The following is a 24,882-nucleotide window of genomic DNA, read 5'->3' on the forward strand; positions in this document are numbered from 1 at the left end:
TGCGTTACCAGCCGCGGCGCCCAAACAGGGAATGAATCCGGCCCTGATCCACAAATGGTTCGGGCGCGAGCGAACGTCTTAGTCGGCCAACCACGCGCTCAACCATGACCCAGCTGATTAAGGCGAAAATGACGCCGCCAAAAGCTTGTCCCAACAGAACACCGGACGCCCCCGCGAGATTTGATCCGATGGTTGCGAAAACCCAGGTTCCTACCGTGTGACGCCCCCAATTGATCCAAGTTGAATAGACTGGATGCCCAAGATTGTTAAAGCTGGCATTCGAAACAAAAATCACACCGTTGAAAAACGATGCCAGCGCCAGAGGTCCGCAGAACAAATAAATGAGAACCCGAGTTTCACCTTCGGCCGCAAACAAATCCGCAATCGGCGCCCGCAAGAGAAACAGAATCGCAGCCATACCCAGAACATAAAGCCCCGTGAATTTGATTCCGGCCAGAAAGGCCGTGCGCACCCGATCGAATTTCTCAGCTCCGAAATTCTGCCCGATGATTGGCCCTATTGCCCCCGACAAGGCAAAGATGACCGAAAAGGCCACTGGCAGCAGCCGCCCTATGACGGCCATACCCGCCACCGCGTCCGTTCCGTATTGCGCAATTTCCCGCACAACGATGGCATTCCCAATGGGCGTAGCTACATTTGTCAGAACGGCAGGAATCGCGATGGCCCGCACAGGGCGCAAGTCCTGTGCCACCTGCTTCAAAGACGGGCGTGCAAAGCCCTGATGAACCCGCAACGCGGGCCATAGCGCCGCCGCCAGCATGCACAGCCGCGCCAGAACCGAGGCAATCGCGGCCCCATCCAGCCCCAGCCCCACAGCAAAGATCAGGATCGGGTCTAGAACGGCATTCACCACTCCGCCATAGATCGTTGCCATCATCGACCGTCGTGCATCGCCACGAGCGCGCAGCACGGCCATGGCCGCCATGGCAATCGACATGACGCACATTGTCGGCAGGATGATCGAGACATAGCGCATTGCCAGCCTAAGAACCTCACCTTCTGCGCCAAGCAATGACAACAGATGGCTAAGGTTCAACAAGACCAGAACGGGTACGACCAACCCGACGATCAAACCCAGCACCGCCACACTGGAGGCATAGTGCCGGGCTTGCTCGGCGCGCCCCGCCCCTAGTTCGCGCGCGACCAGTGCCCCAGCAGAAATCGAAAGGCCGATATTGATCGCATTGGTGAAGAACAGCAGCGTTCCCGCATAGCCCACCGCCGCCGCCAGCGCGTCGTTGCCCAGCATCGAAATGAAGACCATGTCCACAAAGTCGACGGCAAAAATTGCCATCAGCCCGATGCTTGTCGTCAACGACATGCGGGTGACATGCCGCATCAGACTGCCGCTCAGGAATACGGCTTCGGTTTGAGATTGGTTGGACATTCTAACCTGTGGTGGTCGGTGTGTTATCTCGCCAGCATCACAGATCGCCGCCACGGGTCAACGGTTTCGTTCCGATCTTTATGGTCGCGGATGAACACCCGACACAACCCGCTATCCCGTTTTGCCATCTACAGCCCCATGAGGACGTGTTAGAACTGCCGAAACACCAATTGTCCGAGGTGAGGCAGAGCATGAAACTGGAATTCCACCACATCAACTTCGTGGCTGATGATGTTGATCGTATGCATGATTTTTACACTAACGTGCTGGGGCTGGATGATATCCCGCAGGATAATTTCCCGCGCACCGAAGCTGACAAAGACAGCGGCTATGACGGCAAAATCCGCTTTGCGACCGAAGGCAACATGCAGATGCATTTGGCCCAGCGCGCCTTTGACGTGGCCTTCAAGAACGGGCGGGTGATCAACCCAGTCGAGCGCGGCCACATCGCCTTTCGCACCGATGATCTACCCGCCTTCCTGAAGCTGCTGGACGAACGCGGCATCCCCTATTCAGACTATGGCACAACGTTTGCGAAAGAATGGCATCAGGTGTTCTTTCACGACCCCGAAGGCAATGTGATCGAAGTCCATCAGCAGGTCGTTCAGGACGACTGATCCGCAAAGGGCGGAGCCAACCGCCCTCTCCCGGACCCTAGCCCTCAGACAAATCGGTTGACGTAGTTTTCCAGCATTTCCTGACGACCCGATCGCGGCTGCGGATTGATCCCCTCGGCCAAAACCCGCGCAGCAATCTCGTCCAAACCGGAACTCAGCATCGCCTGTGCCTCGGGCGTCTTCCAGCCTGCGTAGCGGTCAGCCAGCGCCTGTTCCAAACCGCCATCTTCAAGCATTGCAGCCGCAGCTTTCAGGCCCCGAGCGCAGATGTCCATCCCGCCCACATGCGCGGCAATCAGATCTTCGGCGTCGATGGATTGTCTGCGCAGCTTGGCGTCGAAATTGGTGCCGCCCGAGGTAAACCCGCCTGATTTTAGAATGTGGTAATAGGCCAGCGCGACTTCGGGCGTGTTGTTAGGAAACTGATCCGTGTCCCAACCCGATTGATAATCGTTCCGGTTCATATCGATGGACCCCAGCATCCCTTCGGCTGTGGCCACGGCGATCTCGTGCTCAAAGCTATGCCCCGCAAGGATCGCGTGCCCCTGCTCGAGGTTCAGTTTGACCTCATCCTCCAGACCGTACTTGCGCAGGAACCCGATGCAGGTGGCAGCGTCAAAATCATACTGGTGCTTTGACGGCTCCTGAGGTTTGGGCTCAACAAGGATCGCGCCTTTGAACCCGATCTTGTGCTTGTACTCGACCACCATGTTCAGGAAACGGCCCATATGATCCAGTTCAGCCTTCATGTCGGTGTTGAGCAGCGTCTCATACCCTTCACGCCCGCCCCAAAGCACATAGTTCTCGCCGCCCAGCTTGTGGGTGGCGTCCAGACAGGATTTCACCGTGGCTGCGGCAAAAGCATAGACATCGGGATCAGGGTTGGTGCTGGCACCACCCATCCAGCGGCGATGGCTGAACATATTGGCCGTGCCCCACAGCAGCTTGGTGCCCGACACCTGCATCTTTTCACCGATATAGTCGGTGATCTCGTTCAGTGTCCGCAAATTGTCGGCGAAATTTCCCTGTTCGGGGCGAATGTCCGCATCATGCCAGCAGAAGTAAGGTTGCCCCAAGATTTCAAACATCTCAAAGGCCACATCGGCCTTCATCTTGGCGCGGCCCATGTCGTCCTGCGGATGCCAGGGGCGCTCGAAAGTGGGGCCTCCAAACGGATCCCCCCCTTCCCACGCGAACGAATGCCACCACGCCACGGCAAAACGCAGGTGATCCTCCATGCGTTTACCCATGACGATCTCGTCCCGGTTGTAGTTACGGAATGCGAGCGGGTTCTTACTGCCCTCGCCCTCGAATTGGACCTGCTCGATCCCTTGAAAGAAACCGCTCGTCATCTCGCTTACCTCATTCCGTCTTTTCGCCGGGCTTCTTGCCCAGAATGATCATCGACAACAGGTCGTCATCGGTGACATCAGGGATGTCCACGGTACCAACCAATTGCCCGTTCTTCATGACCGAGGCCCGGTCGCACAGCTCCATCACCGCGTGCACATCGTGGTCGATCAGGAAAATCCCGATGCCTTGCGCCTTTAGCTGTTGGATCAGGTCCGCCACCATTTGCGTTTCATGCGGACCCAGCGCGGCCGTAGGCTCGTCCATGATCAGGATGCGTGCGTTGAAATACACCGCGCGCGCAATGGCCACCGATTGCCGCTGACCACCCGACAGGGCCGAAACCGGGTCGTTGAACTTCTGAAAGTTCGGGTTCAGCTGCGCCATAATCTTGCGGCACTCAGCCTCCATCGCAGCATCGTTGACCAGACCAAAGGGGGTGACCATCTCGCGCCCCAAAAACAGGTTCGAGCTTGCATCCAGATTGTCTGCCAGCGCCAGCGTCTGATAGATCGTCTCGATATTGTTGGCGCGCGCGTCACGCGGGTTGTTGATCTCAACCTTCTTGCCATCAATCAGGATTTCACCATGGTCCATCTGATAGGCGCCCGAAAGCACCTTGATCAGAGTGGACTTACCGGCCCCATTGTGCCCCAGTAGGCCCACAACTTCGCCCGGGTACAGATCAACTGAGACGTGGTCTACCGCCTTGATGCCCCCGAAAGAAATCGAGATATCGCGCATTTCCACAAGCGGAGGCTGGCCGGAACCACGGCCCGAAGCTTGGTTCTGTGTTTCTTGAGCTTGCATCATTTCGCCCCCAGACGTTTGCGATAGACGATGTCGATATAGACAGCCAAAACCAGGACAGTGCCGACGACGATGTTCTGGAACGGCGCATCCACGCCGACCATGGCCATGCCCGATTGCAGCGCCTGCATGATCAAAGCACCAAGGATTGCGCCGTAGATCGTACCAATACCACCCGACAGAGCGGTTCCACCGATCACCGCAGCAGCAATCACGCGCAGTTCATCCAGCGTGCCAATATCGTTCGAGTGGTTGGCCAGACGGGCCGAGGCCACAACCGCTGACAACGCACACAAGAATCCCATCAGAGCAAAGATTTTGACGGTCATCATGCGCGTGTTGATACCGGACAACTCTGCCGCATCCGGGTTGCCGCCAGTGGCAAAGATGTAACGGCCAAAGCGGGTTTTGCGGGCTACAACGGTCAATGTCACGGCCACCAGGATCAGGATCAGAACCGAGATCGGAATGCCGTAGCCAACAATCAGCCCCTCGGGCATGGTCTCACCCCGCGCTTCGAACATCCGTTCCAGACGGCGGGTCGGGATTGCATAGCTGTTGACGATCAGGACATAGCCCATGATGGCGATGCCAATGATTCCAGCCAGAGTTGTCTCAGCCCAAACAGGTTTCACAGGGAACCCGTGGGCGGCTTTGGACCGGCGGCCGCTCCACAACGCCCAGATTGCAATAGCAGTGGCGGCAAGGCCGAACAAAAGGCTGACGGTAGTTCCCAACGTGCCGTTTGTCCCCCCGAACATCAGGAAGGTGCTGTCCAGCGGGCCGATTGTCTGGCCATCGGTCATGTACCAGGCAACGTTGCGCCAGACCAGAAAACCGCCAAGCGTCACGATAAAGGCCGGAATGGTCAGGTAGCCCACCATCCAACCATGGAAGGCGCCGATCAATGTGCCCACCACAAGACCCACGACCAAAGTGATCGCCCAGGTCGCCGGGTGGTTCAAACCCATTCCCAATACGTTGGGCAATAGCTCGGTCTGAGTCATCGCCATGACCGCAGATGTGGTCGCCAGAAGCGCCCCAACCGACAGGTCAATATGGCGCATGACGATAATGAACACCATGCCACAAGCCATGATCGCAACCGAAACGGTCTGGATCGACAGGTTGAACAGGTTTCTGGGTGTCAGAAAACGGCCATCCGTAACGATGTTGAAGCCGATGCACAGGATGATGAAGGCGCCGATCATGCCCAATAGCCGCATATCCAGTTCCAGCTGCTGGAACAGGTTGGCCTTTGCTTTTTGGGGTACCGGCTGAGACGAAGTTTCGGTCATATCCGATCTTTCATGTTCAGCTATGATCTCTGGCCCACCCTTGCGGGCCAGAGACGTTGTGATTTGGAACTTGGTTTAGTTACAGGGCGCAGGGCCGTTTTCGACGCCCTGGCAAAGGTCTTCCAGCGGGATCCAGCCCGCGTCGACCACAACGGTCAGGTTGTCCTTGGTGATCGGCACAGGCGCCAGGAAGACCGAGTTCATCTCGGTGCCACCGGGCGAGGTCCAGCTGATCGCGCCTTCGACATCCGCAGGGCTTGTTCCGCTGCTCAACGCAACCGCGATTTCACCGGCAGCTTTGCCCAGCTCACGTGCGTCTTTCCAAACCGAGACGGTCTGCGTGCCCTTGGCAACACGGTTCAGCGCCGCGTGGTCACCATCCTGGCCCGAGACCGGAATACCGTCCATGCCTTGCGCGGTCAGAGCAGCAACAACGCCACCAGCAGTACCGTCATTCGAGGCGACCACGGCATCAACGTTGTTTTCGTTCGCTGTCAGGATCTGCTCCATGTTGCGCTGCGCGTTCGCAGGCAGCCAGCCGTCGGTATAAGCCTCACCCACAATCACGATGTCACCACTGTCAACGGCGCCCTGGATGATCTCTTGCTGACCACCACGCAGGAAATCCGCGTTCGGGTCGGTGGGCGAACCCTTGATCATCACGTAATTACCCTTGGGCATCGCGTCGAATACAGCGCGCGCTTGCATCCGGCCAACTTCTACGTTGTCAAAGGTCAGATAAAACGCCCGGTCATCTTCGATCAGACGGTCATACGCGATAACTGGAATGCCCTCGTCAGCGGCTGCCTGAACCGCCGGACCAATGGCCTGAGAGTCTTGCGCCAGAATGATCAGTGCATCAACGCCCTGAGCAATCAGACTTTCAATGTCCGACAACTGCTTGGCCGAGGACGATTGCGCATCCGACGAAATGTACTCGGCTCCACCCGCCTCGAGCGCGGCTTTGATCGCGGCCTCGTCGGTCTTCCAACGCTCTTCCTGGAAGTTCGACCAGCTGACGCCCACAACAGGTTCAGCAAAGGCGGCCGTACCCATCAACACCGCCACAGCGGAAGCGCTGAGAATTCTTTTCATGATTTCCTCCCGGTTTCATTGAGCCATCGCTTCATGATTCGTGGCCCCGATAATTCTGAGTAGCATATTTATTTCAGTCGGTAAAATATTTATGCTATCGGTAACAGAAAAAACCACCTAGGTTGAAACAGGGATTAGATTCGCGAGGGCAAGATGCTGAAAAGCAAAGCTTCTTCAAACGCCACGGACCAAAGAAACATCACCCGGTTGCGGGTGCTGGAACAGATTCGCGCAACCGAAGCCATCTCGCGAATCGACATCGCCACGGCGCTTGAAACCAGCCCTGCAACAATCACATCTGCCACAGCAGACCTGCTGTCCGCCGGTCTAATCCAAGAAATTGAAGGGGAGTCGCAGTCAAAATCCACACGTCGTGGCAGGCCACGTGTGCTTTTGAAACTGCACGGCGGTTGTCACATGATTGCAGGCGTAAAGGTCGCGCGGCATCAGATCTCGGTCATCTTGGTGGATTTCGAAGGCACCGAAATCGCCTCTTATACCCATCCATTGGATGAGGCGCGTATGGCACCCGAAATCTTCACACAAACGATCCGCACTGCCCTTGACCTTGCCTGTGGCACTGCGAACCGGTCGCTGTCTGATCTGTCCGGCGTCTGTATCGGCATTGCGGGGTTGATCGACGCAGAAAAGAACTTTGTACATTGGTCGTCTTCTTTGACAGAACGCAACGTAGACCTGAGCCCGCTCTTGTCCAAGGCGCTGCCCTGCCCCGCCTTTATCGAAAATGACGCCAATCTGGTGGCCAAGGCCGAGCAATTGTTTGGGCTGGGAAAAGGGCTGAAAACATTTCTGGTTGTGACCATCGAACACGGCATCGGTTTGGGTATCGTCGTTGATGGCAAACTTTATCGCGGCGAGCGCGGATGCGGCGCGGAGTTCGGGCATTTGAAAGTTCAACTGGACGGCGCGCTGTGCCAGTGCGGACAGCGCGGATGTCTGGAAGCCTATGTCGGAGAATACGCGTTGATCCGCGAAGCGACGATTGCCAGCCAGGCCACGGATCCTCGCACACTTACAGATATTCTTACGGCCGCAAATGCCGGCGATGCTCGGTCGATTTCCGTACTGTCCCGGGCCGGTCAAATGTTTGGAATGGGGGTTTCGAACCTGATCAATTTGTTCGATCCGGAATGCATTATCCTGTCCGGCACAAGGGGCAGTTTTGAATATCTGCACTCGGAAGACGTAATGACGCGTATCAGAAACGGTGTCGTCAGCGTTGACGCACCCCTGCCCGCGATCAAAGTGAATCACTGGGGGGATTCAATGTGGGCAAAGGGGGCGGCTGCTTATGGAATCGAACAGGTCTCGATTCTGAAAGTCAGGGAATTGGCGGCACATGCGAACTAGTTTGGCTTTCCTGCTGACCACAGCAACAACCGTTGCGGCGGATGCGCCTTCCCCGCAGTTTTTTGGCGTTGACGTTCAACCCCATATCTATGACGGCGGGTGGGAACATTTTGTGGGCGGTGGGGTCGCTGTTTTCGACTGTAATGGCGACGACCGCCCCGAACTTTTTGCTGCCGGAGGTTCAAACCCAGCGCAGTTTTTTGTAAACGTATCCGAGGAAGACATTCAGTTTCGGGCAGACACGCCCAGCGCTTTGTCCCTGACTGGTGTGACCGGCGCATATCCGCTGGATGTAGATGGCGACGGGTTGCTTGACCTGGCAGTTCTGCGCGTGGGTTCAGATCTGTTGCTGCGCGGCGGGCCGGATTGCGCGTTCGACCTTTTCAACTCGCTGAACTTCACTTCTGAGGATCATTGGACCACGGGTTTCTCTGCCACTTGGGAAAGCGGGCAAGCGCTGCCCACGCTGGCGTTTGGCACCTACGTTGACCGCAACAACCCCGATGGACCATTTGAGACATGCGGGCCGACCTTGCTGTACCGACCGCATGACAGCTCATATGGCGCCCCTGTTCATCTGGAACCGGGGCACTGTTCCCTCTCAATTCTGTTTTCCGACTGGGCGCGGTCGGGGCGTGCGGATCTGCGTGTCAGCAACGACCGCCACTACTATGTGCGCAACGGGCAAGAGCAACTTTGGGCGATGGAGGACACCCCACGGCTTTATGGGCACGCAGACGGATGGCTGCCTTATTCGATCTGGGGCATGGGCATCGCCTCGCGCGATTTGACCGGCGACGGGTTTCCAGACGTCTACCTGACCTCGATGGGGGATCAAAAATTCCAGACATTCGATCCGTCGACTAAGGGGCCAACATGGCGGGACGCAACCTATGATCGGGGGACGACAGCACATAGGCCACACACAGGTGGTGATGGTCGTCCTTCAACCGGCTGGCACGCCCAATTCGGTGACGTTAATAATGACGGGCGGGACGATATTTTTGTCGCTAAGGGCAATGTCGAACAGATGCCAGACGCCGCTCAAACCGATCCAAACAACCTACTGATACAAAACGACAATGGGCAATTTGTCGAAACAGCAGAACAAGCGGGCGTGGCTTCTATGGCAAAGTCCCGCGGCGGGGCCTTGGCCGATCTGAACGGGGATGGCTGGCTGGACATGGTGGTCGTCAATCGCGGTTCATCACTGGAGGTTTTTCAGAACAAGCCGCAAAATGGCAACTGGTTGATGGTGGATGTGGGTCAAGCACAACCCAACCGCTTGGCCATCGGCAGTTTTATCGAGGTCAAAACGGACGCCGGAGTGCAGACCCGGGAAGTCACAGTTGGCGGCGGTCATGCCAGTGGCATTGCTGGATTTCACCACTTTGGTCTGGGCGATGCGGAAAGCTTACAGGTCAGGGTGATCTGGCCCGATGGCAAGGCAAGTGATTGGCAGACCGCCAACCCCAATCAGGTGATACGCCTTAGCCGCTGACCGCTGACTATTGGTCAACGGGCAAACCGCTTGGAACCGTCTTGGGCACCCCCAAGCGAACTGCCGGGTCCTCCAGAGTGCCAAGGAAACTCAGGATGGCGTTGATGTCATCATCGCTCAGGCTCATTGGGGCCAATGTGTTTGAGGCGGCAATTGCCTCCACATGCATGGGGTCCTGCATGGCCTGGGCATCCAGCGCGCCATCAAATTCGGGCAGTTCGGCTTTCTCGACCGAATAATTGCGCAAGGCTGCCACAGGATCCAAATGGTGACGCACCACATCCTCAAGCTCAGCATACGCGCCACTGTGCCCATAGGGCGCGGTCAGTGTCACGTTCCGCAATGAGGGCGTGCGAAAAGCAAACGCATCCCTTGCATCCCCTGTGACGCGCAACCGCCCGTCATCGCGCACGTGGTTTTCGAACCTGGCCGCTTTTCCGGGGCCGATCTGGGGCATGGCGATGGAATGGAAACTTTGATCCGTCTGGAACCATCCGGAATGGCAGCTGCTGCACCCGGCCTCACCGTAAAACAGGGTCATGCCCAATTGTGCTGACGCGGGCAGAGACGCCTCGCCCCGCATAGCGCGATCAAAAAGACTGTTGTCCGCACGCCACTCAAAAGCGATGAAATCCGCTATGACATTGGCAATGGCGGTAAAGGTGATCTCTTCTCTGGGCGCGACGTCCTCAAACCGCTGCGAATATTCCGGTATCCCCGCCACACGTGCAGCGATCAGGTCCCAGGCCCCGCCCTCCTGGGTCAACAAGCCAAGCCGTACCGCCTTGCTCACCTCGTTTTCAGAATAGTGACCCGCCATCTCGTCAGGTGAAAGCACCGGGAACATCGCTTGCGCAGCCAGAGCCGATTGAAAGCCGCGCCGCATATCCGTCCCTAATGGCGTTCTGACGCCATTAGGTTGTGACGGATCAGCCTCCAGCCGACCATCATGGAAAAAAGTTGTGAATTCCAACGCACCAAGGTTCCACAGGCCCGGCGAGTTTCGCGGAATCCGCTGTTCGGGAGAGTTATCCTGAGTGATCTTACGCTCGGCCCCAAGCCCCACACCGCCTTCTCCGATTCCAAGTGAAAGCCCATCAGACGTGCCCAGTTTCGGATGATGGCAGGTGGCGCAACTGATATTCTTGTTCCCCGAAAGAATGGGGTCGTAAAACAACAACTGTCCCAGTTCGACACGTTCCAGGTCCGGCTCAAGAAATTTCGGAACGGGTCCAAGGTCCTGCGCCTGAAGTGCTGATGCCATCAGCCAAAAGCCTATTGAAGCTGCCGAAATCCGAGCTTTCATGTTTAATCCTCGAAAATCTCTAGCGTAAGTTTCTGACGATAGGGTTTTTCCGGCGTGCAGATCACAGAAGGAAAGGCCGGATTGTTCACCGCGTCGGTGTATCCGGCGGGCTCAATACAAAGCGCCGCCCCGGGTCTGAAAGGATCAGACAAATGTGCAGCTGTATAGACCTGTGCGCCCGGTTGATCTGAATAAACCTTCATCTTTAAACCCGATGGCGTTTCGACTTCTGCAACAGGCATGGTCACGTCCCGTCCATCTTCAAACACAAAATAGTGGTCAAGAAAGCCAGCTTCTTGACCGATTACGCGACCGCGCGTGAAATCCAGGCTTTCTGCATCGGCTTTTGGAATGCGGCCGGTGGGTATGGCGTTTGCGTTCAATTCAAGAAGGGTTTTGGCATGTAGTTTGAGACGGCAATCGAGAATGCCCTGCGGGCAACCAAGTGAGTAATAATTGTGCTGCGCGATGCTGATCGGCGTGGGCCGATCCGGATGCGCCGTAATCGTATAGATCAGACACGGATAAGCCAGCTCCACCTTTATCACGAACTGGACTTCCGCAGGAAACCCGCCCTCACCATCAGGTGAAGTTATCGACAAAACCGCCTGATTTAGAGCAGTTTTCTCGACACTCCAATACTGATGGGACAGACCATCCCGACCGCCGTGTAGCGCGTTTTTGCCTTCGTTCGCCGTAACTCTGATGGTTTCACCCAGCAAATCGAACTGCGCCCCACTGACACGGTTGGCCAAGCGCCCGACGATTGCACCCAGGTAATATGGGTCCGTCAGATAGTCCTGCGGTGTCTCATAGCCCAGTATCAGTGGCGTTTGCCCCAACCACCACCCTTGGGTGATCGCACCATAGCTGAGCAATGAGGCGGACATGTCACCGTCTTCCAGCACAACCCGTTCTATGGTTGCTGAGCGTTGCCCCGCCATCACGACGCGGAAAGCGGTGCCAACGCCGCATAGTATTGGCGATAAAGCTGATAGGCATTCTCATACCCGTCGCATAGCTCGGTCCTTGGCACAATGACTTCAGCCGTTTCCGGAGGGGTCATGACGCCCGCCGGGTCTGCCCCCCGTAATGCGCAGGCCGCCAGACGCGCTGCGCCGGTCGCGGCACCAAACTCACTCCCCTTGGGCAGAACAAGACGTGTATTCAGGACAGTCGCCAGTGTCTCTAGCCAGAACCGAGATCGCGCTCCGCCGCCCACAACGGTCAGGCTTTCTGGCGTGGTTCCCGTGGCCTTGAGCGCCTCAAGGCAATCACGCATGGCAAAGGCAACACCTTCCATCACGGATTGCGTCAGAGCCTTCGGATCCGTGGCGATATCCAGTCCAAGGAATGCGCCTCGGATGGCGCTGTCGTTATGCGGCGTCCGTTCCCCTGACAAATAAGGCAAAAAGGTCGTACCAGACGGCCCATTGATCTGATCCGGTAGCGCCGACGCCAACGCCCCAACGGGCTGTCCCAAGTTTCGAGACAGCCAGTTCAAGCTGTTTGTGGCAGACAGAATGACGCCCATCTGAATCCAACGCTCAGGCACGGCGTGACAAAAGCAATGAACCGCTGTTTCCGGCGCGGGTGCATAACTTTCTTTGGCCACCAGCAGCACACCAGAGGTACCCAATGACAGAAAACCCGCCCCCTCGTTAATGCTGCCAATTCCACAGGCTGCCGCGGCATTGTCGCCTGCGCCGCCTGCAACAATTACAGGCCCGGCCAATCCCCAGTTCAGCAATATCTCGGGCCGCAACTGCCCTCCAACCGCGCTGCCCTCAACCAGTTCTGGCATCTGATCGCGGTGCATGTGACCTTGCTCAAGCGCTGTGTCGGACCATTCGCGACTGTCAACATCCAGCCAGGCGGTTCCGGCGCTGTCTGACACGTCGCTGATATACTCGCCCGTCAGCCACAAACGAAGATAATCTTTTGGTAACAGCACTTTGGAGACTTTTGCGAAGACCTCGGGCTCATGCCTGCGCACCCATTCCAGTTTAGGCGCGGTGAAACCCGGGAACACGATATTACCTGTGATCGCACGCATCCCCGCGGCACCGTCCAGATCAGCAGCCTCAAGCGCGGATCGCGTGTCGTTCCACAAAATGCATGGCCGTAATGCGTTTCCATCTTTGTCGATCAGTGTGGCACCGTGCATGTGCCCACTTAAACCAACAGCACGCACAGCGGAAAAAGCCGCGGCATTTGCCTTTCGCAATTGGGTAACCACTTTTTGGCAGGCCTCAATCCACTCACCCGGCACCTGCTCGGACCACCCGGAACGAGGTGTTGAGGTTTCAACACTTGCATCGGCCTCGGCCAGCACATGGCCGCCTTCATCAACGACAATACCACGGAGACCGGACGTCCCCAGATCCAGACCAAGATACACCTGTTCTCCCCCCTTCTTGCCTACCGTAGAGCTTCGTGACGCAGGCGGGCCTGCGCCGGGTCACTACTTACTTGCGGCAAAATAGTTTGCGCTAACGTATTACGCCAATTTCAAGAAAAGAGACACCCTATTGTGCGAAATTCAGCACGGCATGGACTTTCAGTTCGCAATACCGGCCACGTCACCGAAGAGACGCAGCGCGCAAGGATGCTTTAACGTTAGCCCGCTAGGTCTGTTCTATTGAGTCACGACTGTCTGTGAGGGAACGAAACCAAGATCGCATCGCGGTCTACTCGGCCCCTACCCGCTGGTTGTACCTGGTGAACATGAGTTGACCCGATGGCATGTCCGATCTGAAATCAGCCGTTCTGCCAAGAAGCGCGCGGTAAAACCGGCGGAGACCTGGCTCGATGTCTTCAGCCAGATCTTCGCAGCGCCGACATAGTTCTTCGATCCTGCCCTGAGGGTGTCGGCCTTTTATCGCTGAAATCAATTCGCTGTGCAGAGAAGTAAGATCCTGAAACGCCCGCGCCTTCAGGACCGATTGATCCCCCACAAGAACAAACACAGGTTCGGGGTTGGCTTTACCTTTCAGATCAACACGCCCTGCCTCCAACAATGCCAGATCCGCTTGCCCCGCGCGGGAAACCCCGTTTGATACGACAATATCATAGTCAACCGCACGGCAGCTTTGTTCAAGCCTTGCTGAGACATTCACGACGTCGCCGATAACAGTATAATTGAAGCGCTTTTCTGATCCGATGTTCCCAACGCAGGCCTGTCCTGTGGCAATTCCTGTTGCCAAAGCAATGGGTTGCCTGTTTCGCATAATGCTGGACGCATTGAAGTCTTCTAACGCGCTTCGCATCTTGAGCGCCGCGAATGCTGCACGGCACGGATGGTCTGCAACAGGGATTGGCGCGTTCCAGAAGGCCATGATCGCGTCACCAATAAATTTGTCGATCGTTCCGCGCTCGCGCAGGACCTGATCCCCAATTTTGGAAAACAGCGCGTTCAGGACGGAGACAAGCTCGCTGGCGGATGCTGTTTCGGACAGAGACGTAAAACCCCGAATATCCGAGAACATAACGGTGATTTCCTGGGTCTCTCCTCCCAGCTGCAATTGGTGGCCCGTACTTTCCATTTCATCGAGAATTTCAGGGGCAACGTAGTGCGAAAACACCTTTCGGATCTCACGCTTTTCGCGTTCGGTCGAAATGAACAAGTAGCCTGCCAACAGACCAAAATTCACCATACCCCCGATTAATGGGAAAGTCGCATCAAACAACACAGACTGATTCTGAAAGACCAGCCAACTGATCGTCAGAACGGCAGCCGCGGCAATGCCACCAGCAATAAAGGAGGCAACAGCACCAAAAATGGACATGACAGCAATTACGACAAGCCCCAGAAGGGCAAAGGCAAGCAACTCCTGCGCCGCCGTTACATCAGACCGGCTCAGCATCTCTTGGGTCAAGACTTGCTCGATCATCTGCGCATGAATTGAAACACCTGGGACACTTTCGCCAAGCGCCGTTTGATGAATATCAAACAGACCTGCAGCGGACGTGCCGACGAGTATTATGCTACCCTCGATTTCGGCCCGCAAAGACGGATCGGTGGAACCTGCCATGACGTCGTTGGCCGAAATATAAAGGTCAGGTGTGTCACGCCGGTATTTCAGCCAAAGTTCACCATTCTCGGTTGTTGGCATCCGGTAGCCCCCGACTTCAACAGCCAGCATGATGCCTGCTTCGTCTGACGCGCCTTCGGCAAAAATGGTGGTCTCCCCCAGTGCAACCCTCAGAGATTCGATTGCCAGACCTGGCATGGGCCCGTCCGGCCCGTCCCAAAGAACTGGCACGCGGCGCACGATACCAGTTCCACCAATGGGTGAGACATTGACGCCACCAATTCCTGCCGCAGTTCGGTCCAGCGGAGGCGCGATTGGCGTCCAATGAGGAACTGAAATCAAACCCTCAGCAGGGTTTTCCCCAAATTCGACAATTCCCGCTTTGGGCGTGATGTTTTTACCTTCCTGCGAAAGACGCGCAGCGGCACCCAGAACTACTGGCCAATATGCAATTTCCATTCCAAGTAACACATCGTTGTCCAGCTTCTGGGCATGGTGCTCCACCGTCAAAATACCCTTAAGCGATGGATCATTCAGAAGGCGTGATGGTGAATACCTGTCAGGCTCGGCGAAAAGCATATCGAAAGCGATGGCTGCAGCACCGTAGTCGCCCAGATTCTTCACAATCTGAGCGACCAGAGTGCGCGGCCAGGGCCACTGTCCCCAATTGGCCAACGCATCTTCATCGATATCCACGACGCGTATGGGAAGATCCGGATTGAATTCTCGCGGAGACAACCTTTGAAGCACATCGAAATAAACCAGGCGAGTCATTCGAACCGGGTAAGGATCCACTGCACGGATGAAACAGCCAAAGAGGATCAGGACCAGCCCAACAAGACGAAAGGCCCATCGCCCATTCTTGGTTTTACGTGTCTTTTCGCTCACACCATCCTCCGGGAAAGAGGAAAAACGCGCCGTCAATCAAAAACGTTTGTTGAGAACCCTTCTTCAGATCCCGTTCTATCGGTCGTTTCGTGATCCGGTTCCTCGCGCTCTGGCTCCTCATGATCGATTTCTTCTCTTTCTGGTTCTTCCCGCTCTGGTTCCTCTCTTTCAGGCTCTTCTTGTTCCGGCTCTGGTCTTTCGGGCTCACTCTGTCCCGAAGTTGACGGGCTTGACGCAGGAGTCGCGTCAACGGTGTCCGTTCTTTCCCGCCGTTGTGGGGGGGCGTCGCGAGGCTCTGGTCTTTCGGGCTCACTCTGTCCCGAAGTTGACGGGCTTGACGCAGGAGTCGCGTCAACGGTGTCCGTTCTTTCCCGCCGTTGTGGGGGGGCGTCGCGAGGCTCTGCCCTGTTTGGCTTGACACGACGTATGGGCGCGGCTTCTCCGGCGCAACCTTCAACTCTGACCTGTAACGGGGGCAACAGACCTTCCTGAGATTGAATGAAGGGAAAGCCGCTTTGCAAAGCCTGTTCGTATTGCGCCTGACTTGCAGGGCGCCCGACGGCTCCGCTTCCGCTTGTTGCGTACATGCTGCACTGACGCCCCGAAGATCTGCAGGTGCCCTGAACCCCACACATTCTGACAGTCCCCTCAAGCACAAGCATTGCGCTTTGCTGTTCGGAAACGACCCACATGTCGAAGGTTGTTCCGCGCACTGCCATTGTCGCCGAAGGTGTCGTGATTGAATAAGCGCGCTTTCGGCTTTTACCGGAAATGAACCGAAAGCTGCCGCCCAGCGCCTGAACTGCAAAACTTTTGGCTTTGCGATTGCCGCGCAACAGGCTCACATCCAGCACCATGCGGGCGTTGGGACCAATTGCGATCTTAGTGTCATCCACAAAGACTATCTGGATCAAACCCGTTTGATCTGTGGTGATCGCATCTCCGGATTCGACATCCATACCAGAAACAACAGGCTGCGTTTTGCCTTCACGAACAAGCTGGGCGCCCTGCTTGGCGCTGATAACTTTTCCAATGTTGGCAACAGCTTGCAACGGCATGGTAACAACAAGGCAAAGAACCAATACAATCTTTAACCACGACAAAACCGAGCCCCTTCCCCCTTTGGGTCCTGATGTGTGCAAATCGCACTGTGCTCGATGATCGCCCCTGCAAAAGCATAATTTTTTGTTAATTTATGTGCAAAAAATATAGACAAATATGCGCCATTTCATGCGCGTTTAGCAAGTTTAATGTTCAAGTCACCATCAAACCATCGTTTCCCGCACCTCTGACACGGCAAGTGGATGGGCCTTTCTGGGTTGCCAAGCACGATAAAGTCTTACTTTTCCGAGGCGCAGAAATGGCCAGGATCGGTGTTGCCGTGCACAGTTGAAATTCTGTTTGCGCCCCGTATCTCTTAGCTTGTGAAAGCACTCATCAACTTGCGCTGACGATCCTTTTACCCCACGACCCTTGGTTAGGCTTTACTTGACGAATGACTGGGTCGACAAACAAATAGGTCAACTGATCGTGCCGCCCCTGAAACGAGCGCAGCAAAACGGAGTAAGTTTATGTTTTCCAGTCGCATTTTAGCAGCGGCAGCGTTTTGCGCCAGCCTGTCGTCTACCGCGCTAGCGCAATCTGATACCAAACAGGATGGCAAACTATTCGTAGAACTGAATGCGGTCCAGGATGTCACCGGATCATGCAGGCTAACCTTTTTGGCCAAGAATGAAACCGGGCTGACGATTGATGGCGCGGTATTTGAAACCGTTGTTTTTGATGCCGAAGGTGGTGTTGTGACCTTGTCCCTGTTCGATTTCCGTGACTTGCCGGCGGACAGGCCTCGAGTACGCCAGTTTGATTTACCAAACCGAACTTGCGCCGAAGTTGGGCAGGTCTTGATAAACGGCACGAACTCTTGCCTGGTCGATGGCGCTGAAAGCCAGGTATGCGGAAAGACCCTGTCGCTGAGCAGTCGAGTAGCCATGGAGCTTTTGGGATGAGTCCTTTAACCGCACTTCGTGAGATTTTCGCACTTGGCGGGCCGGTCGTGGCGATCCTGATCGCGATGTCCGTGCTGACGCTGGCTGTCACTCTTTACAAACTCTGGCAATTTGCGGCCTGTGGTGTCGGGAGACATAAAGTGCTGTCCGAAGCACTTGCCGCATGGGACGCTGGCGACCAACACGCCGCCCGAGCAAAGCTGGCCGGTAGCAAAAGTTATCTGGCCCCTATTGTCGGCGCGGCGATGGATGCAGCGGGCGTAGCCGGAGCCGATGACAGACTGGATGCCGAAACCGGCCTTGTGCTTGCCGGGCTTGAGCGCGGTTTTCGCCTGTTGGACACTGTGGCGCAGCTTGCCCCCTTACTGGGACTATTTGGCACCGTTCTTGGTATGATCAGCGCGTTTCAGAGCCTGCAGGCCGCAGGGTCGTCAGTGGATCCTTCAGTTCTGGCTGGCGGCATCTGGGTCGCCTTGATAACCACTGCGGTGGGGCTGGCCGTTGCAATGCCAACGTCCATGGTCTTGTCTTGGCTCGAAAGCCGCACAGCGCGCGAGCGTGTGTTTGCGGACAAAGCCCTGCGCACGGTTCTGGTGCCCGGGCCTTCGATCAATAGCGCAGCAGGTACCGCACCGGTTTCGGCTGCACCAGAACATGCGTAACACGGCACCATTTGTCCGGCGGCGGATGTCGATGACGCCCCTGATCGACGTGATCTTTCTGCTTTTGCTGTTCTTCATGCTGTCCTCGACTTTCTCGAGGTTCAGCGAGATTGAACTCAGCAGTGCAACCCAGGGCGCAGCAAGCGAAACAACGACAATCGAACGCTTCTTTGTGCAACTCGGCGCCGAGCGGGTCGCGCTGAATGGCCAAGTTACGTCGCTTGACGACTTGGACAGTCAGATTCAGTCCGGTCAGGTTTTAATCAGCCTTGATCCGGATACATCCACACAACGCCTTGTGGACCTTCTTGTTCGCCTGCGCGGGCGCGAAGGTCTCATGGTTAGAGTGTTGGAGTAAAAGAATGATCCGCCACATCCGAACCAGCCGAAACCGCGATTCAACCATCCCGCTGATCAATGTTGTCTTTCTTATTCTAATCTTTTTTCTGATCGCCGGCACAATAGCTCCTCCATTGGATCCGGACCTGGAATTGGTGAACACTGCAGATCTTGAAGGCCGTGAACCACCCGATGCGCTTGTTCTTCATCAGGACGGAACACTGAGCTTTCGCGGCAGGCCAACAAACGCCGAAGCTTTCATGGCCGATCGAGAAACCGGGCCGGTGCGCATCGTGCCAGACAGAAATGCGTCTGCGCCCCGATTGATGGAAATCACCAGCACCCTGCGCCGGTTAGGCGCTCCGTCGGTTTTTCTTGTGACAGAACAGGCCCTCGAATGATCAGGCGGTCTATCTTTGTCGCGATTCTCGCGATCTCGGTATCGCTGTTGATGCATCTCGCGGGCCTGAGCCTGACCGTGCCAAACCTGTCAAACCAAGCCGCAGGTGAAAGCCGTACCGATACTGTCGAACTGAGCAACAGTTTTGAAGAGTTTGCAGATGCCCGGCTTGAACCTGTCGAACCCGAACCGGCAGAGACACCACCCCCTCTTGAAGAACCGCCAATTGAGCCCAGAGAGGCCGAAGCCCCCACAAGCGACGCCCGTGTCGCGTCGCCCGACCCAAAACAGACCTACGCGCCCGATACCGGAGACTCCGCAATCATTCAGCCCAGAGCACCGGAAGAAGCGGTCACCGAACCTGTGGAACAGGGCCCGGATGATACCGGTGAAGCTGCGCAAACCGCAGGGGCTGACACCGTGACTGAAACGCCAGAAGCGCCCCCAGATCAAACAGCATCTCCGGTTGAACCGTCTTCGGTCGAAGATCCGGTATCAGAAGAACAGCTTGCTGCGCTGCCAGCCGAGCTATCTCCTGTCGACCCGGAAAACGGTGAAACCGTCGAACCTGTAACACCCCAAGCAACCCAGGAACCGTTGGATGAGGAGGCAGATCTGCCCATCCCCGAAGCGGAAGCAGACGAAACCGAACAAGCGCTGGTTTCGTCTCTTCGACCACGGCCGCCCAACCGCGACGCGCAACCCGCCCAACCAAGAACACTGGAGCGCTTCAACAATTTCGACAATCTGCGCTTTCCAGAGCAGACGATTGAATCGCCGCTCTCTGCCTTCAAAAGAGAAGGTGTGGACGTCTTTCGACAAAGCAGAAGCAGCAATCGATCTGGTGGGCGCGGCCCAGGAAACTCGGATTCAACGAATTATGCCGGTGAGGTTCTGGTTCATTTAAACCGGGCCCCGATTGTCTATGTCGCAGCGCGCGGATATGCGCGCGTGTTTTTTGAAATCAGTCCCGATGGCACTTTGGCGTGGGTCGATATTGTCGAAAGCTCTGGCTCACCCGATATAGAGCGCGCCGCAAAGCAACAGGTTCGCACCGCCGCGCCGTTCCCGCGCCCACCTGGCGGCGTCAGTCGAAAACTGTCATTCTACTACCAGATTAGATGATTAGGTGGGCCTTTTAGCATCGTCTGTTACGCAGCTAACTAGCCCCTGACACTCTCAGACCTCCTGTCTGCTCCAACAAATCCACAATTGCGCCAACCCCTTTTCGATTGCGAAGTGACGAGAACAGAAAAGGTCTTCCTTTGCGCATCTTTTGCGCGTCTCGTTCCATAACCTCCAACGACGCACCGACATGAGGTGCCAGATCGGTTTTGTTGATTACCAGGATGTCCGACTTGGTGATCGCTGGCCCACCTTTTCTAGGTATTTCCTCGCCAGCAGCCACATCAATTACATAGATTGTAAGGTCAGCAAGTTCGGGGCTGAACGTCGCGGACAGATTGTCACCACCACTTTCAATCAGCACAACGTCCAGATCAGGATGACGCGCCTGCATTTCAGCGACAGCGGCCAGATTGATCGAGGCGTCTTCGCGAATTGCAGTGTGCGGGCAGCCTCCGGTTTCCACGCCAATGATCCGGTCCCTGGGCAGGACTTGCATACGCATAAGCGCTTCGGCATCCTCTTGTGTGTAAATATCATTGGTTATGACGCCCACTGAACAGACATCTCGAAGAGCTTCGGACAGTGCAGCGGTCAACGTGGTTTTTCCAGCTCCTACCGGGCCGCCAATGCCGACGCGAAGTGGGCCGTTCATATTCGTCATGTTCGGAATATCCTCGAATATTGTGTTTCGTGCTTCATGGATGCGATGTCCGTCAGAAACGCTGTTGAGCTCAGTTGATCCAAGCCAGCCTTTTGTGCCCTGCTAGCGATCTTCTCACACAATGGTGTAAGGGTGCGGATCAATCGCTGCGCGTCAGTTTGGCCCAAAGGAACTAGGCGCGTTGCGCAAGCTACAAGATTGCTGGCGAATGCTTGCAGAAACATCTTGGTCGTTAAAGACACGGGGAGATTCTGCCGACAGGCAGCTTGCCCTACACTGACCGGGTACGTAAGTTGGCGTAGATCCAACTCCCAGACATCTCGCGTCACATTTCCAAACGCCTGCCCCAACAAATCGGTCTCCATAAGCCGTTCGGATGACGCGCAGAAGGCCCGTGCGGTCGCATCGATGTTGACCAGTTCACCTTGTGTCCGCGCCCTGTATGCCGCGACAACAAACAACGCGTCATTCCACCCCGAGCCGTGCTCCAGCACATCCGAAATCCATTCTTCGGCGTCCTGTGAGCACGTGACACACCCTTCGTCAATCGCTGCCTCCAAGCCATGAGAATAGGCAAAACCCCCTACAGGGTAAGCAGGGGACAGCCATTGGGCCAAGGTCAGGATATCGGTGTCAGTGGGTGTGGCCATGAGTCCGACCGTGACCATAAGCGCCACCTTCGGGTGTGAACGGTTGGTGCACTTCCTGCACCGTAGCCCCGATTTTCAAAAGCATGTCATTGATGACATGGTCGACCTGTATGAACAGGCGGTCTTTCTCGATTTGGCACGGTGTATGACGATTGCCAATGTGCCAGGCGATGCGCGTCAGGTCCGGGGCTGTCACCTGAAGCAAAGCTTCCGGCGCTGCCCGGATTTCCACCTCGCGCCCGTCATCGAGGATCAGCGCGCCTCCGTGATCTAACGACGTTGTCTGCGCCAGATCGATCAATATCTGCTCGCCACTTTCGCATGTCAGAACCTTGCGACGCAGGAACCGATCATCATAGGTCAGGTACAAGCTGTCCGCCGGGTCGCTGTGCGTGTGACCCGAATACTGACGCGCGGTACACAGAAGGGCAGTCATGCGATCCCCTCCTCAGCACCGGAAACAGTCAGAGCCAGATAGAATCCGCAAATACCTGATGCACAATCCGTTCGCGCGTAAGGCCGCGCTTTTTCAGTTCTTCGTCGCTGAGCGATTGCAAGTAGTTGACTTGCCGCACGCGCGATTGCGCTTCGGCCAAGCTCATTAGAACTGAAAAGATTGATGACCCGATGGATGCGATCAAGCCACGCAGCGAAATCCGTGCGTGCGTCTGAGTTGCTGAGTCTGCCATTTGGACCCTCGTAATCGTTGGTCCTCCCTTGGGTTTGAATATTTGTCATATCGGCCTCATTGAGTAGTGCATGTTTGCTCATGGCTCCGTTGCGCGCGCTGCAACGCAGCACAATTCTTAGTCAAAACAAAAAATAGCGTTGCGCCATTGGCAGCACTTCAGCGGGTTGGCAGGTCAATAATTCGCCGTCTGCCCGCACCTCGTAGGTTTCCGGATCAACCTCGACATGAGGTGTCGCACTGTTCAGCAGAAGGTCCTGTTTGCCGATCTCCCGTGTGTTCCGTACAGCCACGGTTTGCTTGGCTAATCCCAGTGTATCACCGATCCGATCCTCCTGCGCGGCCTGCGAGACAAATGTGATCGCGGAATGTTCAACCGATCTCCCATAGGCGCCAAACATCGGGCGGCTATAAACAGGTTGCGGTGTAGGGATCGAAGCGTTGGGATCACCCATTTGAGCGCAAGCAATGGTACCACCCAGCAAAACTATCTCGGGCTTCACTCCGAAAAAGGCTGGGTTCCACAGGACCAGATCGGCACGCTTGCCTTCTTCGATGCTGCCGATTTCGTGGCTCAGTCCATGCGCAATGGCCGGGTTGATAGTGTACTTTGCAATGTAACGCCGAACACGAAGATTGTCGTTGTCTCCGGTTTCCTCGCTCAGACGTCCGCGTTGTTTCTTCATTTTATCGGCGGTTTGCCACGTACGGATCAGCACCTCGCCCACGCGGCCCATAGCCTGACTGTCAGACGCGATGATCGAGAAGGCACCCATATCGTGCAGGATATCCTCGGCCGCAATGGTCTCGCGCCGGATACGGCTTTCGGCAAAGGCCACGTCTTCGGGAATGGATTTGTCAAGGTGATGGCATACCATCAGCATGTCCAGGTGCTCTTCAACCGTATTGACGGTGAAGGGGCGTGTTGGGTTGGTCGAGGATGGCAGAACATGGTTCTCGCCGCAGATCTTGATGATGTCTGGGGCGTGGCCGCCACCTGCACCTTCGGTATGGAAGGCATGGATCGTTCGGCCTTTCATGGCAGCCACGGTATTTTCTACAAAACCAGATTCGTTCAGCGTGTCGGTATGGATCATCACCTGCACGTCCATCGCATCCGCAACCGAAAGGCAGCAGTCGATGGCGGCAGGGGTTGTTCCCCAGTCCTCGTGCAGTTTCATCGCGCAAGCGCCTGCCTTGACCTGTTCCTCCAGCGCCGCTGGCAGTGAGGCGTTGCCCTTCCCCGCGAAGGCCAGGTTCATGGGAAAGGCATCCGCCGCTTGCAACATCCGGCCGATATGCCAGGGCCCCGGCGTACAGGTGGTCGCCAGAGTGCCATGTGCAGGACCGGTGCCACCACCAAGCATGGTCGTCAGGCCGGAATGCAGCGCATCTTCGATCTGCTGGGGGCAAATGAAATGAATATGACTATCAAACCCGCCTGCCGTCAGGATGCGCCCCTCGCCTGCGATGGCCTCGGTCCCTGGGCCGATAATGATGTCTACACCCGGCTGGGTATCGGGGTTCCCTGCTTTGCCGATTTTAGCGATCCGCCCGTCCTTCAGCCCCACATCTGCCTTGTAGATACCGGAATGATCAACGACCAGAGCGTTGGTGATCACCGTATCAACAGCCCCCTGAGCACGCGTGACCTGAGACTGCCCCATCCCGTCGCGGATTACTTTACCGCCGCCAAACTTGACTTCTTCGCCATAGACGTCTTCGCGGTGACCCGTTTTGCTGAACCGCGCGGCTGTCGCGCGCTCCACAATCAGATCTCTTTCCACCTCGATAATCAGGTCGGTGTCGGCCAACCTAACCTTATCACCCACAGTTGGGCCGAACATAGCGGCATAATCACTCCGGCTGATCTTGCCCGGCATCTTTCAAAGCCCCCATGATGTGCATGTTAAAACCATAAATGTGCCGCCGTCCGTCATAAGGAACCAGCATCACTTCGCGGGTCTGACCCGGTTCAAAGCGAACGGCCGTCCCCGCAGGAATATCCAGCCGCATCCCCAAAGCTGCATGGCGATCAAAATCCAGGGCAGCGTTCGCCTCGGCAAAGTGGTAATGGCTGCCGACCTGTACTGGCCTGTCACCTGTATTGGCGACCATAACAAGGCGGCTGCTGCGCCCGGCGTTCAGCGTCAGTGAGCCGTCGGCCGGAATGACCTCACCCGGAATCATTTGGTCAGCTTGGTCAGCAGCGCGATGAGAGCAAAAGCAATCAAAGCCAGCCCAGCGCCCAACGTGGCATAGTCGGTTGGGTGTGCGTGAATATGCGTGCCAGTGTGGGCTATTGCCGGGCCAGAAAGAACAAGGGCGGGAAAGAGCATGCGGATCATAACGCGTTCCTTTTTTGATTAACGAATGGGATTGTGAACAGTGACAAGCTTGGTTCCATCGGGAAACGTTGCCTCGACTTGTACTTCGTGGATCATCTCTGGCACGCCTTCCATACAGTGTTCCCGGCTGATGACTTCAGCCCCGGCTTGCATCATGTCAGCGACCGATCGACCATCGCGCGCACCTTCGACCACGGCGTCCGTAATCAGGGCGATGGCTTCGGGGTGATTCAGCTTAACGCCTCGGGCCAGCCTCTTGCGGGCAACTTCCGCGGCCATGGCGACCAACAGCTTGTCTTTTTCACGTGGGGTCAGGTTCATG

The 24,882-nt window shown here is 56.3% G+C and carries 26 protein-coding genes; 8 read left to right on the top strand and 18 right to left on the bottom strand.

Annotation, left to right across the window (positions count from 1 at the left end; genetic code table 11):
- Positions 1-4: 4 nt before the first annotated feature.
- A complete protein-coding gene (locus tag GOV85_RS03220) occupies positions 5-1,408 on the bottom strand; it encodes an MATE family efflux transporter (protein WP_245223141.1) in 1,404 nt (467 codons plus the stop codon).
- Between the two features lie 191 nt (positions 1,409-1,599).
- Here GOV85_RS03220 and GOV85_RS03225 point away from each other — a divergent pair, with 191 nt between their 5' ends.
- Positions 1,600-2,025: a VOC family protein gene (locus GOV85_RS03225; protein ID WP_171174923.1), complete on the top strand. Its 426-nt coding sequence runs from the start codon at positions 1,600-1,602 to the stop codon at positions 2,023-2,025.
- 44 nt (positions 2,026-2,069) lie between these two features.
- Here the strand turns inward: GOV85_RS03225 and xylA are convergent, their stop codons facing one another.
- The 4 genes from xylA to xylF form a co-directional block, all read right to left on the bottom strand.
- Positions 2,070-3,377 (bottom strand): xylose isomerase, encoded by a 1,308-nt coding sequence (gene xylA / locus GOV85_RS03230; protein WP_171174925.1) that lies wholly within the window; start codon positions 3,375-3,377, stop codon positions 2,070-2,072.
- 10 nt (positions 3,378-3,387) lie between these two features.
- Complete coding sequence (locus tag GOV85_RS03235) at positions 3,388-4,185, bottom strand: ATP-binding cassette domain-containing protein (protein ID WP_171174927.1); 798 nt, start codon at positions 4,183-4,185, stop codon at positions 3,388-3,390.
- The gene (locus GOV85_RS03240) at positions 4,185-5,483 is read right to left on the bottom strand and encodes a sugar ABC transporter permease (RefSeq protein ID WP_171174929.1); all 1,299 of its coding nucleotides are present in this window, start codon (positions 5,481-5,483) and stop codon (positions 4,185-4,187) included. Before GOV85_RS03240 ends, GOV85_RS03235 begins: the two co-directional genes overlap by 1 nt.
- Positions 5,484-5,558: 75 nt before the next feature.
- Positions 5,559-6,539, bottom strand: a complete 981-nt coding sequence (xylF, locus tag GOV85_RS03245; RefSeq protein ID WP_371732105.1) for a D-xylose ABC transporter substrate-binding protein — start codon at positions 6,537-6,539, stop codon at positions 5,559-5,561.
- Between the two features lie 192 nt (positions 6,540-6,731).
- On the opposite strand from xylF, the gene GOV85_RS03250 reads away from it, so the two are divergent.
- A complete protein-coding gene (locus GOV85_RS03250) occupies positions 6,732-7,949 on the top strand; it encodes an ROK family transcriptional regulator (protein WP_171174933.1) in 1,218 nt (405 codons plus the stop codon).
- Positions 7,939-9,450 carry a CRTAC1 family protein gene (locus GOV85_RS03255; protein ID WP_171174935.1) on the top strand — a complete coding sequence of 504 codons (1,512 nt, stop codon included), beginning with the start codon at positions 7,939-7,941 and terminating at the stop codon, positions 9,448-9,450. Before GOV85_RS03250 ends, GOV85_RS03255 begins: the two co-directional genes overlap by 11 nt.
- A gap of 7 nt (positions 9,451-9,457) precedes the next feature.
- Here the strand turns inward: GOV85_RS03255 and GOV85_RS03260 are convergent, their stop codons facing one another.
- From GOV85_RS03260 to GOV85_RS03280, 5 genes are all read right to left on the bottom strand, one after another.
- Positions 9,458-10,714 carry a cytochrome-c peroxidase gene (locus GOV85_RS03260; RefSeq protein WP_253282904.1) on the bottom strand — a complete coding sequence of 419 codons (1,257 nt, stop codon included), beginning with the start codon at positions 10,712-10,714 and terminating at the stop codon, positions 9,458-9,460.
- 44 nt (positions 10,715-10,758) lie between these two features.
- Positions 10,759-11,700 (bottom strand): aldose epimerase family protein, encoded by a 942-nt coding sequence (locus GOV85_RS03265; protein ID WP_171174939.1) that lies wholly within the window; start codon positions 11,698-11,700, stop codon positions 10,759-10,761.
- A complete protein-coding gene (xylB, locus tag GOV85_RS03270; protein WP_171174941.1) occupies positions 11,700-13,157 on the bottom strand; it encodes a xylulokinase in 1,458 nt (485 codons plus the stop codon). The genes GOV85_RS03265 and xylB overlap by 1 nt, the downstream gene beginning before the upstream one ends.
- 289 nt (positions 13,158-13,446) lie before the next feature.
- Positions 13,447-15,678, bottom strand: a complete 2,232-nt coding sequence (locus GOV85_RS03275; RefSeq protein ID WP_371810808.1) for a CHASE2 domain-containing protein — start codon at positions 15,676-15,678, stop codon at positions 13,447-13,449.
- 32 nt (positions 15,679-15,710) lie between these two features.
- The gene (locus GOV85_RS03280) at positions 15,711-16,781 is read right to left on the bottom strand and encodes a FecR domain-containing protein (protein ID WP_245223139.1); all 1,071 of its coding nucleotides are present in this window, start codon (positions 16,779-16,781) and stop codon (positions 15,711-15,713) included.
- Between the two features lie 468 nt (positions 16,782-17,249).
- Here GOV85_RS03280 and GOV85_RS03285 point away from each other — a divergent pair, with 468 nt between their 5' ends.
- From GOV85_RS03285 to GOV85_RS03305, 5 genes are read left to right on the top strand one after another with little or no spacing between them, the layout of a single operon-like run.
- Positions 17,250-17,684 (top strand): hypothetical protein, encoded by a 435-nt coding sequence (locus GOV85_RS03285; RefSeq protein WP_171174944.1) that lies wholly within the window; start codon positions 17,250-17,252, stop codon positions 17,682-17,684.
- Positions 17,681-18,346 (top strand): MotA/TolQ/ExbB proton channel family protein, encoded by a 666-nt coding sequence (locus GOV85_RS03290; RefSeq protein ID WP_171174946.1) that lies wholly within the window; start codon positions 17,681-17,683, stop codon positions 18,344-18,346. The genes GOV85_RS03285 and GOV85_RS03290 overlap by 4 nt, the downstream gene beginning before the upstream one ends.
- Positions 18,339-18,704: a biopolymer transporter ExbD gene (locus GOV85_RS03295; RefSeq protein ID WP_253282906.1), complete on the top strand. Its 366-nt coding sequence runs from the start codon at positions 18,339-18,341 to the stop codon at positions 18,702-18,704. The genes GOV85_RS03290 and GOV85_RS03295 overlap by 8 nt, the downstream gene beginning before the upstream one ends.
- Positions 18,705-18,708: 4 nt before the next feature.
- The gene (locus GOV85_RS03300) at positions 18,709-19,086 is read left to right on the top strand and encodes a biopolymer transporter ExbD (protein ID WP_171174950.1); all 378 of its coding nucleotides are present in this window, start codon (positions 18,709-18,711) and stop codon (positions 19,084-19,086) included.
- Positions 19,083-20,210 carry an energy transducer TonB gene (locus tag GOV85_RS03305; RefSeq protein WP_171174952.1) on the top strand — a complete coding sequence of 376 codons (1,128 nt, stop codon included), beginning with the start codon at positions 19,083-19,085 and terminating at the stop codon, positions 20,208-20,210. The genes GOV85_RS03300 and GOV85_RS03305 overlap by 4 nt, the downstream gene beginning before the upstream one ends.
- Before the next feature lie 34 nt (positions 20,211-20,244).
- Here the strand turns inward: GOV85_RS03305 and ureG are convergent, their stop codons facing one another.
- The 8 genes from ureG to GOV85_RS03345 all read right to left on the bottom strand — a co-directional run bounded on the left by ureG (position 20,245) and on the right by GOV85_RS03345 (position 24,881).
- A complete protein-coding gene (gene ureG, locus GOV85_RS03310) occupies positions 20,245-20,874 on the bottom strand; it encodes an urease accessory protein UreG (protein WP_171174955.1) in 630 nt (209 codons plus the stop codon).
- Positions 20,871-21,524 (bottom strand): urease accessory protein UreF, encoded by a 654-nt coding sequence (locus GOV85_RS03315; RefSeq protein WP_171174956.1) that lies wholly within the window; start codon positions 21,522-21,524, stop codon positions 20,871-20,873. The genes ureG and GOV85_RS03315 overlap by 4 nt, the downstream gene beginning before the upstream one ends.
- On the bottom strand, positions 21,508-21,960 hold the full coding sequence (locus GOV85_RS03320) for an urease accessory protein UreE (protein WP_171174958.1): 453 nt from the start codon (positions 21,958-21,960) through the stop codon (positions 21,508-21,510). Before GOV85_RS03320 ends, GOV85_RS03315 begins: the two co-directional genes overlap by 17 nt.
- Before the next feature lie 28 nt (positions 21,961-21,988).
- Entirely contained in the window at positions 21,989-22,213 is a 225-nt protein-coding gene (locus GOV85_RS03325; RefSeq protein WP_171174960.1) for a DUF1127 domain-containing protein, read from the bottom strand.
- Positions 22,214-22,334: 121 nt separating this feature from the next.
- Entirely contained in the window at positions 22,335-24,095 is a 1,761-nt protein-coding gene (gene ureC / locus GOV85_RS03330) for an urease subunit alpha (RefSeq protein WP_171174962.1), read from the bottom strand.
- The gene (locus tag GOV85_RS03335; RefSeq protein ID WP_171174972.1) at positions 24,070-24,402 is read right to left on the bottom strand and encodes an urease subunit beta; all 333 of its coding nucleotides are present in this window, start codon (positions 24,400-24,402) and stop codon (positions 24,070-24,072) included. The genes ureC and GOV85_RS03335 overlap by 26 nt, the downstream gene beginning before the upstream one ends.
- Positions 24,399-24,560 (bottom strand): hypothetical protein, encoded by a 162-nt coding sequence (locus GOV85_RS03340; protein ID WP_171174974.1) that lies wholly within the window; start codon positions 24,558-24,560, stop codon positions 24,399-24,401. Before GOV85_RS03340 ends, GOV85_RS03335 begins: the two co-directional genes overlap by 4 nt.
- Before the next feature lie 18 nt (positions 24,561-24,578).
- The gene (locus GOV85_RS03345; RefSeq protein ID WP_152459090.1) at positions 24,579-24,881 is read right to left on the bottom strand and encodes an urease subunit gamma; all 303 of its coding nucleotides are present in this window, start codon (positions 24,879-24,881) and stop codon (positions 24,579-24,581) included.
- Position 24,882 lies beyond the last annotated feature (1 nt).

Origin of the sequence: Ruegeria sp. HKCCA4633, from assembly GCF_013034605.1 — a bacterium.
GTDB lineage: Bacteria > Pseudomonadota > Alphaproteobacteria > Rhodobacterales > Rhodobacteraceae > Ruegeria.